Annotated in this window: 8 protein-coding genes and 1 pseudogene; 1 reads left to right on the top strand and 8 read right to left on the bottom strand. The window is 67.3% G+C overall.

Features of this window, described 5'->3' with window-relative positions:
• Positions 1–188 precede the first annotated feature (188 nt).
• From GV819_RS12650 to GV819_RS12615, 8 genes and pseudogenes are all read right to left on the bottom strand, one after another.
• Positions 189–644 (bottom strand): annotated as a pseudogene (locus GV819_RS12650) (REP-associated tyrosine transposase); the annotation flags it as partial.
• Between the two features lie 190 nt (positions 645–834).
• Positions 835–2,625 carry a dipeptide ABC transporter ATP-binding protein gene (locus GV819_RS12645; protein WP_161756420.1) on the bottom strand — a complete coding sequence of 597 codons (1,791 nt, stop codon included), beginning with the start codon at positions 2,623–2,625 and terminating at the stop codon, positions 835–837.
• Positions 2,622–3,467, bottom strand: a complete 846-nt coding sequence (locus GV819_RS12640; RefSeq protein ID WP_178125991.1) for an ABC transporter permease — start codon at positions 3,465–3,467, stop codon at positions 2,622–2,624. Before GV819_RS12640 ends, GV819_RS12645 begins: the two co-directional genes overlap by 4 nt.
• Positions 3,468–3,490: 23 nt before the next feature.
• Positions 3,491–4,552: an ABC transporter permease gene (locus GV819_RS12635; protein WP_161756418.1), complete on the bottom strand. Its 1,062-nt coding sequence runs from the start codon at positions 4,550–4,552 to the stop codon at positions 3,491–3,493.
• Positions 4,545–6,116 carry an ABC transporter substrate-binding protein gene (locus GV819_RS12630; RefSeq protein ID WP_161756417.1) on the bottom strand — a complete coding sequence of 524 codons (1,572 nt, stop codon included), beginning with the start codon at positions 6,114–6,116 and terminating at the stop codon, positions 4,545–4,547. The genes GV819_RS12635 and GV819_RS12630 overlap by 8 nt, the downstream gene beginning before the upstream one ends.
• 10 nt (positions 6,117–6,126) lie before the next feature.
• On the bottom strand, positions 6,127–7,326 hold the full coding sequence (locus GV819_RS12625) for an LLM class flavin-dependent oxidoreductase (RefSeq protein WP_161756416.1): 1,200 nt from the start codon (positions 7,324–7,326) through the stop codon (positions 6,127–6,129).
• Between the two features lie 369 nt (positions 7,327–7,695).
• Positions 7,696–8,427: a class II aldolase/adducin family protein gene (locus GV819_RS12620; RefSeq protein ID WP_161756415.1), complete on the bottom strand. Its 732-nt coding sequence runs from the start codon at positions 8,425–8,427 to the stop codon at positions 7,696–7,698.
• Between the two features lie 15 nt (positions 8,428–8,442).
• Positions 8,443–9,498 (bottom strand): ABC transporter substrate-binding protein, encoded by a 1,056-nt coding sequence (locus GV819_RS12615; protein ID WP_161756414.1) that lies wholly within the window; start codon positions 9,496–9,498, stop codon positions 8,443–8,445.
• Between the two features lie 970 nt (positions 9,499–10,468).
• Here GV819_RS12615 and GV819_RS12610 point away from each other — a divergent pair.
• The gene (locus GV819_RS12610) at positions 10,469–11,716 is read left to right on the top strand and encodes an acyl-CoA dehydrogenase family protein (protein ID WP_161756413.1); all 1,248 of its coding nucleotides are present in this window, start codon (positions 10,469–10,471) and stop codon (positions 11,714–11,716) included.
• Positions 11,717–11,840: the final 124 nt, after the last annotated feature.

Below are 11,840 nucleotides of genomic sequence, written 5' to 3'. Positions count from 1 at the left end.
ACCCATCCCGGTAGGAGCTGGCTTGCCAGCGAAAGCGCCCGCAAGGGCAGCACAAGGTTCAAGGGCCTCTTCGCCGGCAAGCCGGCTCCTACAGGGAACGGCACGGTCTATCTGGCTGCTGTAGGAGCTGGCTTGCCAGCGAAGGCGTCCGCACGGGCAATACGAGACTCGCGGCCCTCTTCGCCGGCAAGCCAGATGGCGTCCCAAAGGGGGTAGTCGTGCACGCGGGTGACGAGGCCGGCGCGGATCGGGTTGGCGATGAGGTAACGGGCAACCAGGCGCAGGTTTTCTTCGCGACGCAGGGCGCGGTCGTGGTAACCCTTTTGCCAGAGCCGACCGCTCCGGTGCAGGCGGGCGTTGATGTGCCCTGCGCTGCAGGATTTGATCCTGCGCATCAGGCTCGACAGCGAGCAACCGCCAAGCTCCAGCAGCCAGTGAAAATGATCCGGCATCACCACCCAGGCCAGGGAATGAGCCAGCCCGTGGAGCTCGGCCTGACGCAGTTGCTGCACCAGCAGGCGGCCGATGCGCCAATCGTCGAAGAACCGCTCTCGGCGGTGGGTCACCGCGGTGAGCAGGTAGATCTGGCCGGTGTGCGAGTAGCGCCCGATGCGCAGCCGGTTGCCGTGGAAACGCTGAGGCATGCTGTTGCCCTCCAAATGCCGGGGTGACATTGGAAGGCTAATGCGTGAGGGCTATTGCGGCTGCGGATTGTGGGTCGGGGTGTGTCTGTGGCGCCCTGTTCGCCGGCAAGCCGGCTCCTACGGATGCGCGCGGACCCTGTAGGAGCTGGCTTGCCAGCGAAGGCGGGGCAATGGTCTCTGAAGATGTCGTTCATCCCCCAAGCCGCGGCGAGTTCTCCAGCAGGGTCCGGGTATAGGCATGTTCGGGCCGGTCCAGTACCTGGTCCACCGTGCCCTGCTCCACCACCCGTCCCTGCTTGAGCACCAGCACTCGGTCGGCAATGGCGCGCACCACGCCCAGGTCGTGGGTGACGAACAGCAGGGTCAGGCCCTCTTCCTGCAGTTGCCGCAACAACGCCAGGATCGAGGCCTGCACCGACACATCCAGGGCCGAGGTCACTTCATCGCAGATCAGCAGTTTCGGTTCGCACACCAGCGCCCGGGCAATCGCCACCCGCTGGCGTTCGCCCCCCGACAGGCTGTGGGGATACTGGTCCGCCAGGGCCGGCGACAGCGACACTCGCTGCAACACCGCGTCCACTCGGGCCCGGGCCTCGGCGCCCTGGATGCCGAAGAAATGCTCCAGGGGCGCACTCAGGGTCTGGTACAGCGTGTGCCGCGGGTTCAGCGCCCGGTACGGGTTCTGGAAGATGTACTGGATCTGGTGCCGCAGGCCTTTCTCGCGCTGGCGCGCCGCCAGGCTCAAGGGCCGGCCGGCATAGCGCACCCGGCCTTGGGCGTTGTCGCCCAGTCCCGCCAGGGCCCGGGCCAGGCTGGTCTTGCCGGAGCCGGACGCGCCCACCAGGGCCAGGCACTCTCCAGGCGCCACCTGCAGTGACACATCAAAGAGCACCTGGCGGTCATAGGCCAGGTTCAGGTCTTCGACCTCCAGCAAGGGCACCAGCCCGGCTCCGGGCGCCAGTTGCAGCGCGGGCCCGGGTACAGGCTCCGGCAGTGCCTGGCGATGGGGATCGACGCAGGCCACCTGAACCTCGGGGGCAAGGGTGCGCAATGGCGGTTCGAGCACGCTGCATTGCGGGCCGCGACGCGGGCACCGGGGGGCGAAGGCGCAACCCCGGGGGCGCTGTCCCGGCGCCGGGGCCTGCCCGGGGATCGCCAGCAATGGCCGGCGCTGGCCGACGTCGGGAATCGCCGCCAGCAAGCCCCGGGTATAGGGATGGGCCGGCTGGCGAAACAGCGCCTCGCGGGAGGCGCTTTCGACGATCCGCCCGGCATACATCACCAGCACCCGGTCCACCAGGTCCTTGATCACCGCCAGGTCATGGGAGACGTAGATCGCCGCCACGCCCTGGCTTTTGCACAGCTGGCGCAGGGTCGCGAGGATGTGCGCCTGGGTGGTCACATCCAGGGCCGTGGTCGGCTCGTCCAGGACAATCAGCCTGGGCCGCAGGACAAAGGCCAGGGCCAGCATCACCCGTTGCTGCTGGCCACCGGACAGCTGATGGGGAAAGCGCCGGAGGAACTCGGGGTCTGCCGGCAGCCCGACATTCTCCAGGGTTTCGACGATCCGCTGCTGCTGCGCGCCCCGTGCCAGGTGCTGCTGATGCACGGCCAGGGTTTCGCGCAGCAGGCTGCCGATGCGCAGGGACGGATTCAAGGCGGTGGCCGGGTCCTGGGCGACGTAGCCGATCAGGCTGCCCCGGGCCCGGCGCAAGGCCTGGCCCGAGAGCTCCAGCAACGATTGACCGGCCACTTCGACCCGGCCGTCGACGATCCGCGCGCCCTGGCGGGCATGGGCCAACAGCGCCGTGGCCAGGGTGGTCTTGCCCGATCCGGACTCCCCCACCAGGCCGAGGATCTCCCCGGTGGCGACGCTGAAGGACACCCCCGAGAGCACATCCACCTCGGGCGCCAGCTCCACCCGCAGGTCGTCGACCTGCAGCACCCGCACGTCCCGGGCAATTTCCGCGACCGCGTTCATGGGCGCTTCTCCCCGATCCGCGACTGGCTGCGCCCAATGCCCTCAGCAAGGATGTTGGTGCCATAGGCGAAGATCCCGATCAGCAGCGCCGGGGCCAGTACCGCCCAGGGTTGGACCAGCAGCCCGGCCTGGTTTTCATTGATCATCAGCCCCCAGTCGGCGGCCGGCGGCGCCACGCCATACCCCAGGAAGCTCAGGCCCGAGAGCATGCCCACGCCCCAGGTCAGCATGTTGCCGAAATGCACCAGCAAGGGCGTGAGGATGTTGGGCAGGATCTCCCGGGACACAATCCGCCACTGCGAATACCCCATCATCTGCGCCGCCTCGACGAACTCCTGGCCGGCCACCGCCACCGCGCTGCCCCGGGCCAGGCGCACCACCCCGGGGGTGAAGGCGATGGCCACGGTGAGCACGATCAACCAGGGCGCACGCCCGAGCATGGAGACGATCAGCAGCACCAGGATCAGGTCGGGAAAGGCCAGGGACACATCCGCCAGCCAGCTGATCAACTGGTCCAGGCGGCGCCGCGACAGGCCTGCCAGCAACCCCAGGGTGCCCCCCACCAGCAAGGCGATGGACGCCGCCGCCAGGGACATCCACAGCACCGACAGGCCACCGCTGAGCAGGCGCGACAGCACGTCATGGCCGAGAAAGTCATAGCCGAGCCAGGCGCCGGCAGCGGGCGCACCGTAGACCGGGCCGAGCATCTCGGTGCTGCCCCGGGGCGCGAGCCAGGGGCCGAACAACGCCAGCAGCACCACCAGCAAGGTGATCAGGGCGCCCTTGCGGGTTTGCGGTTCGGCCAGCCACAGGCGCCAGCGGGACGTACGAAAATCACTCATGGATCGGTTCTCATGCCGCAGGTTCAGGGGGCCTTGGGCGCCGAGCGGCGCCACCAGGGCTGGATGCCGCGCCGGTTGCGGCGGATCAGGCCGACCCGTCTCGCGGTGCGCAGTTTCGGGGTGAGCAATACCGTGGCCAGGTCCGCCAGCAGGTTGATCAGCACCACCCCCAGGGTGATCACCAGCACGATGGCCTGGATCATCGGCAAATCGCGCATCTGGATCGCCGAGTTCAGCGAGGTGCCGATGCCCGGGTAGCTGAACACCACTTCCGCCAGCAGGGCCCCGCCAATCAGCGTGCGCAGGGTCAGGGCCAGGCCCTGGATGGCCGGCACCAGGGCATTGGGCAAGGTGTGGCGCCAGACGATGCGCCACTGCGGGATGCCCCGTAGCCGCGCGGCAATCACATAGTCGGACTCCAGGGCCTCGATCATCGCCGCACGCAGCATGCGCGTCAGGTAGGGCAAGGCTGACAGCGCCAGGGCCAGCGCCGGCAGCACCAGGAACTGCAACTGCCGCCACAGCGGCAACTGCGGGTCGAGGATCGACACCGCCGGCAGCAGGTCCATGTGGGGCATGGAGAACAGCAGCACCAGGCCAATGGCCAGGAGAAACCCCGGCGTCGCCTTGAGAAAGATCAGCAGCGACAGGCTCCAGCGATCCAGGCGGCTGTCCCGGCGCAGGGCCAGGGCCACCCCCAGGCCCAGGGCCACGGGCACCACCAGGGCCATGACCCCGGCCAGCAGCGCCAGGGTGTAGCCCAGCCGGGCAAAGAGCACCTCGGCCACGGGGGCATTGGAATCCAGGGACTGGCCCAGGTCACCGGCCAGGGTCTGCCCCAGCCAGCGCCGGTATTGCTCCAGCAGCGGCCGGTCCAGCCCCAGTTGGCGTTGCAGGGTGAGGATGCTGTCCAGGGGCGCATCCGGGCCGAGGATCACCCGCGCCGGGTCCGAGGGCAGTGCCTGGGTGGCGACGAACACCACCAGGCTGATGACCCAGGCGGTGAGCAGGCCATAGCCCAGGCGACCGATGAACCAGGACAGCCAGGCTGGAGTTCTGGAGGCTTTTGCGCAGGGTTCAGACATGGTTCAACCACAACTCGTCGAAGCGCCAGGAGGCGAAGGTGGTCTGTTCCGGCGTCAGGCCGCCGACCCGTACCGAGGCGGCGTCCAGCACATCGTTGAAGCCCCAGATCAACAGCCCGCCACGTTGGTGCTGGATGGCCTGGGCCTGATGCACCAGGGGTTTGCGCAATTCCAGGTCGGGCTGGGCCAGGGCCTGTCGGTAGAGCTCGGTGAAACGCGGATCATGGAAATTACTACGGTTGTAGATGGCCTGGGGCGCGTCGTTGTGCAACGCCGAGGCAAGAAAGCCCCGGGCCGGGGTCGACCCGGGCGACAGCAGCCAGTTTTCCCGCTGGGGCCCGTTGAACACCGAGCCGTCGACCTGGGTCACCTTGATCTGCACCCCGGCTTTCTTCGCCTGCTGGGCGAACACCAGGGCCGCATTGACACCAGCACCCGGGGTGCTGGTCAGCTCTACCCGCAAGTCGCTCTGCCCGGCCTGGCGCAACAGCGAGCGGGCCTGCTCCAGGTCATAGGGGCGCTGGGCAATGCCGTGGTTGTAGGTCGGGTCGTGGGGCGAATACAGGTCATTGGCGATCCGCCCGAAACCGTTGAGGCCGCGATCCACCAGTTCCTGGCGGTCGGCCAGCAGGCGAAACGCCTGGCGTACCCGCTCGTCCTGGAACGGTGCCTTGGCCAGGTTGAGGTTGAAGCCGGTGAACGAGGTGCTCGGCGAGGCATAGAACCTGAGCCGCGGATCGGCCTTGAACAGCGCGCTGTGCTCGGCCTGGACCCCACTGGCCACATCGATCTGCCCGGCTCGCAGGGCAGCGGCCCGGGAGACCTGGTCCTTGAACTCGATGATTTCCAGCTCGTCGGCATAGGGCTGCCCCGGCTTGTAGTAGTTCTCGAAACGGCTGTACAGCGAACGCTGGCCGGGAATGAAGCGCTTGAGCCGGTAAGGGCCGGCGCCCACCGGGTTGGTCTGCGGGTGGTAGTCGGTGGGCACGATGCCGCCGAAGCTGATCAGGGTCTCGTCCAGGGGAAAGAAGCTCTGGCCCTGCTTGAAACGGATCTCGATGGTGCGCTCGTCCAGCTTGCGCAAGGCCTGGCGGTCAATGGCCCCCACCAGCCCGGCGAAGGGTGACGCCAGCTGCGGATCGGTCAGGCGCAGGATGGAAAACAGCATGTCGTCGGCGCCGATGCTCTTGCCGTGGTGAAACTCCAGCCCCGGCTTGATGCGGATGGTCCAGGCGCTGGCATCGGCATTGGGTTCAGCGAACTCCGCCAGGGCCAGGCGGGTGCTGACGTCCGGGTTCCACTCCCAGAACTTGCTGTACAGCGCCCAGCCACGAATGATCCCGCCGCCCACGGGTTTATGGGCATCGAGGTTGCCGGACTGGTCGCCATCGATGATCCCTACCCGCAGGCGTCCGCCGCGCACCGGCGTGCTGGACGCCAGCGCCGCAGCGCTCAACGCCGCGCCACTGTCGCAGCCGCCGAGCAGGCTGGTGCCCAGCAACAGGCCGCCACCCACGGCCAGGGAATTGCCGAGAAACTCCCGACGGGAAAACACCTCGCTCATGGCTCGCTCCTCAGGCCTGCTCGCTGGCAACCGCCGGTTCTCGGACCGGCGCAGCGGCCCCCAGGCGCGGCACCTCGAAACCGTGATCCAGGTCCAGCAGCGGGAACAGCAGGTCTGCCACCCGATGGGCTTCGTCGATCAGCGGAAAGCCCGAAAGAATGAAGGCCGAAGTGCCCTGCTCTTCGTATTCGCGAATACGTTCGGCCACCTGCTCGGCACTGCCCACCAGGTAGGTGCCTGCAGCCGGACCGAGGATGTTGAAGCCGAACAGGCTCGGGCCAAGCCAGACATTGGGGTAGATCTCCAGGTCCCGGGCCCTGGGCAGGCGCCCGGCACGGATGGCCTCGACATTGCGCTGGATCTGCGGATCGTCGCTGTGGAAGCTGTCCAGGGTTTCTCCGGGCGGCAACTGGCGCTCGATGGAGGCCCGGGCGGTCTGCAACGAGGTGCGCTGCAGCAGCTTCTCGGCGTGGGCCCAGGCCTCCTCCTCGGTTTCCCGGACGATGATCTGCAGGCGCGTGCCAAAGCTCAGCTCGCGGCCGATCTTCGCCGCTTCGGCGGCCACCTTGCGAAACTTCTCGCCAAGCTTCGGTGGGGTGTTGGCAAAGCTCAGGTACACATCCAGCAACTGCACCGAATGCGCCACTCCCGGGCCGGAAGTGCCGGCGCCCCACAGCGGGATGCCGGGGCGCTGCCGCGGCGCATGCCAGCCGCCCAGGGGATGGCTGGCCGCAGCCGGCGAGCGCGGCGCCAGCCTGACGTAGCGACCGTCATAGCCGGTGGTATCGCCGGCGTAGAAGCCCTGAAAGGCCCGCCAGTACTCCAGGCTGAAGTCATAACGTTCATCGTGGGGATAGTGCACCCCGAGGGTGGCCAGCCCGGCGTCACTGCCGTTGACCACATTGAACAGCAGACGGCCGTTGGAGAACTGATCGAAGGTCAGCGCCCACTTGGCCAGCACCGCCGGTGACAACTCCCCCGGATGCTGGGCCACCAGAAAGCGCAGGCGCTGGGTGGCATCGATCAGCGCCGCCGAGACCGCCAGGCTTTCATTGGGGCTCGACCCCAGCAGCGAGCCGTAGTAACCCAGGCGATCACTGGCCACCGCCAGCTGCTTGAGGTGTTGAAAATCAGTGTTCCAGCGCCCTTCCGGCTCCCAAGGATAGGGGCCATCGGGGGTGGTGAGGTACCAGAGAATCTTGACGGCCATGTGCCTGTTCCTTGAATGATTGAACGCCTTTAGCGCCTGAGCATTGCCCTTGCGTTGCCCTGGCGGACGCCTTCGCTGGCAAGCCAGCTCCTACAGCCGCCAGATAAATCCCGCAGTCCCCGTAGGAGCCGGCTTGCCGGCGAAGAGGCCCTCAGGCCTTGCATCGCCCTGGCGGACGCCTTCGCTGGCAAGCCAGCTCCTACAGCCGCCAGATAGATCCCCCAGTCCCTGTAGGAGCCGGCTTGCCGGCGAAGAGGCCCTCAGGCCTTGCATCGCTCTTGTGGGCGCCTTCGCTGGCAAGCCAGCTCCTACAGCAGTCGGATAAATCCCGTAGGGGCCCGGCGCGGCGCGATCCCGTGGGGCGCCAGGTCAATTGCGTCGGTCGATGGCGGGCACCAGGCCCAGTTCAGTGGCGCGCTCGTACAGGCCGCTCATTTTCCATTGCTGGGTCAGTACGCCTGGGCCATAAGGCCGCGAACCGCCCAAGGCGTCGGCCAGCAGTTGCAGTTGCGCGCCCTCCTCCAGCAGCAGGATGAATTCCGCCGTGGCCCGCAAGCCTTGCTTGCCCCATACGGTGGAGCCGCCATTGGCTTCGAGAATCGCCAGGTTGAAGGGGTTCTGCGCGATGCTGTCGAGGATGAAATCCACCTCGGGCTGGCGCCGGTCGATGTACACCGGCAGCTCCCGGGCCAGCTGGTAACGCTGCACCGGCACGTAGTGGAACGGCAGGCTCCGGTGGGTCTGGGCCCAGGCCCCCAGGTACGGCGAATGCACGTGGGACACGGTGGTGATGTCGGGGTGTTGCTGGAACAGCTTGGTGTAGCGCCCCAGGCCGCCCTTGCCCTGGCCGAGGATGACCTTGCCGGCAAAGTCGGTGACCGTGGCCTGCAACGGCTTGTGGTAGTTCCACGGGCCGCCATAGTTCACCGACACCAGCAGTTCCTGGCCCGGCACCCGCTCGATGAAGCCCACGGTGCCGTTGGCGGTAATGGTCCGGGTTTCGCGGAACACGGTGAACGCCTGTTCGGCCTCCAGCAGCACCTGGTCGATGAAGGCCTGCAGTTCCTGGGTAATGGGTGTTTCGTTGATCAATACGGTCATGGCGATTCTCCGGGTTCAGGCGCGGCGCTTGGCCAGCAGTTCGTGGGCGGCGAGCAATGGGCGTGGATCGACCCAATCGGCAATGGCGAAATCCCGTTCCAGGAAGCCGTGCCGGTAGAGGAAGTTTTTCTGGATATCGAGAAACTCCAGGCGCTGGGGCGACAGGTCCGGCGCCAGGGTGGTATGGAAATCGCCGCGGTAGGCCTCATTCACGCCGGCACTGCCGGCACGGGTTTCCTCTTCAAGAATGGCGTTCAGCGCCGGGCGGTTGTGCGCTGCCCAATCGGCGGCGCGCAGGGTCTGGGCAAGAAAGCGCACCACCAGGTCGAAGTGGTTGTCCAGCAGGCTCTGGTGCACGGTGATCGGCCGCGGGGTGCCGTTGTTGATGCGGTAGCGCGGCTCGGCGATCAGGTCCAGGTCGATGCCCACCACCAGTCCCAGGCGCCGGGCGGCATCGGCGGCAGCCGCGCCCTTGACGTAGACCGCGTCCACCTCGCCGCGCACCAGGTAGTCCAGGCCGGACCACAGGCGCTGCAAACCTTCCTGGGGGTTGGCCGCCCGCTCCTGGTCCTGCAGCGCCACTTCCACCAGTTCGACATCATCGAAGCTCAGGCCCGCCAGGCTCAGGGCGCCCTTGTAGCCGTGCAGGCTCATGGCCCGGGCAATGCTCCCCGGACGATTTTCGCCCCAGGCCGGCAGGGCCAGGCGCTTGCCCTTGAGGTCCTCGGGGCGGCGGATGCCGGAGTCCGGGCGTACCAGCAGGGTCTGCCATTCCTCGATCCAGGTCAGGCCGATCAACCGGCTCGGCGAACCGGCGGCGCGGGCGGCCAGGGCCGGGACGTTGCCGCCCTCGCGAAACAGCCCGGGCAGTTGGTGATCGTAGTGGTGATGGCCCAGTTGCCGGGCTTCCTGCAGGGTCGCCACCGGCAGGCCGTCGGCGGCGAACTCCTCGCTGAGCCAGCCCAGCTTGTAGGCGATTCCGGACGCGGTGGGCACCGGGCAACGGGTGAACCAGATCTGCTCCAGCTCGGGCTGGGCAGCGGATAGGGGCAATGTGGCGGCAAGGGTCATCAATGAGCTCCTGGGCAATGGCTGTTGCCAGGGCCATTGCAGCGCCCGTGCCAACTGGACAAGGCCCCGGATTACGGGGCCTGCGCCGCTGCTGGCGAAATCGACGCGAGGCCGACTGCTGCCCGGCCAGCAGCATTGCGCGGCGACTGCTGCTGTTGGAGCAACGGGCCGACGGGCATTGCTGCTGGAGCAGCAATACATGCTTTGGCTGCGCCTGATCACCCGCCCGAAGGCCTTGTTGCACAAGGCCTGCAACGGATTTTTCGCCAGCTGAAAAGGCCCTGGCGCAGAACTTGCTCAAGCCCCTCTCAACACCTGCTGCAAGGGTTGGCTGGCCAGCGAAGGCGCTGCCAGGACTGGTGCAAGGCTCAAGGGCCTCTTCGCCGGCAAGCCGGCTCCTACAGACCAGGCCGATACACACGCCCCTGTAGGAGCTGGCTTGCCAGCGAAGACGCTGCCAGGACTGGTGCAAGGCTCAAGGGCCCCTTCGCCGGCAAGCCGGCTCCTACGGACCAGGCCGATACACACGCCCCTGTAGGAGCTGGCTTGCCAGCGAAGACGTCGCCAGGACTGATGCAAGGCTCAAGGGCCTCTTCGCCGGCAAGCCGGCTCCTACGGATCAGGCCGATACACACGCCCCCTGTAGGAGCTGGCTTGCCAGCGAAGGCGCTGCCAGGACTGGCGCAGGGCTCAAGGGCCCCTTCGCCGGCAAGCCGGCTCCTACGGACCAGGCCGATACACACGCCCCTGTAGGAGTTGGCTTGCCAGCGAAGGCGTCGCCAGGACTGGCGCAAGGCTCAAGGGCCCCTTCGCCGGCAAGCCGGCTCCTACGGATCAGGCCGATACACACGCCCCTGTAGGAGCTGGCTTGCCAGCGAAGACGTCGCCAGGACTGGCGCAAGGCTCAAGGGCCCCTGCGCCGGCAAGCCGGCTCCTGCAGTGGATCGATTCCTTTGATAGAGGTAGACACATGAGTAGCGTACAAACCCTTAGCATCGCGCCGGTACGCGTCCTGCGCAGCGAGGCCGAAGCCATCGCCACCGCGCGGGAGATCGCCACGCAAATCGCTGCAATCGCCGCCGATCCCCAGGCCAACGGCCAGTTGCCCCGGCGCCAGGCCGAGCTGCTGTCCACCAGCGGCCTGACCGCCATCGGCGTGCCCAAGGCCTTCGGTGGCCTGGGGGCCTCGGTGGCTACCATCGTCGAAACGGTGCGCCTGATCTCCGTGGCCGACGGCGGCGTCGGCCAGTTGCTGCAGATCCACAACGTGATGCTGCGGGGCATCTTCAGCGGCTACCCGGAGGCCGTGCGCGACCGTCTGGTGAGCGATGTGCTGGCCGGCAAGCGCCTGGGCAACGCCCTGGCGGAAGTCGGCGGCAAGAACAAGTTCGCCCTCAAGACCCGCATCGAACGTCGCGCCGACGGCAAGCTGATCCTCAATGGCAGCAAGTTCTACTCCACTGGCGCTTACCTGGCCGAGTGGATTTCCCTGACCGCCGCCAGTGAGGACGGCGGTGCCGGAGTGCTGCTCAACCGCAACACCCCGGGCCTGACCCTGGTGGACGACTGGCACGCCTTCGGCCAGCAGAACTCGGTCAGCGGCACGGTGATCTTCGACAACATCGAACTGGACGAAGACTTCGTCTCGCCGCGCAAGGGCCCGATGAAACGCACCGGCCTGACCTTCCCGCAGATCCTGCATGCGGCCATCGACACCGGGATCGCCGCCGGCGCCCTGGGAGCGGCGGTGGACTACCTCAAGCAGCACGCCCGGCCCTGGGTGGAAAGCGGCGTCGACCACGCCAGCGAAGAGCCGCACATCATCAAACAGATCGGCGAATACGCCGTGGCCCTGCGCGCCGCCGAGTCGTTGCTGCGCGATGCCGCGCGGGTGTTCGACGAACACGAGCAGGACCCGGACAACAAGGAACTGCAGGACCAGTTGATCCTCAGCGTGGCCACTGCCCGGGCCCATTCCGATAGCGCCGCGCTGAAGATTTCCAGCGACATCTTCTCGCTGCTGGGGGCCAGTTCCTCCTTGAGCAAATGGAACCTCGACCGCTTCTGGCGCAACGCCCGGGTGCACACCACCCACGACCCGATCCGCTGGCGCCTGCACCACGTGGGCAACTACTACCTCAATGGCATCGACCCGGGCGAATACACCGCGATCCTCAATGCCAAGGAGCAACAGGGCGCGACCCGCCCGGCGCCCTGACGGCCAACCACCGCCGCCTGTAGGAGCTGGCTTGCCAGCGAAGGCGCCCGCAAGACAGGCACAAGGCTTGAGGGCCTCTTCGCCGGCAAGCCGGCTCCTACAAAGAAGCATCGTGTCACCCCGC

It is taken from the genome of Pseudomonas sp. Fl5BN2 (genome assembly GCF_009908205.1).
Classification (GTDB): domain Bacteria; phylum Pseudomonadota; class Gammaproteobacteria; order Pseudomonadales; family Pseudomonadaceae; genus Aquipseudomonas.
This window is presented reverse-complemented; position numbering and strand designations above follow the sequence as displayed.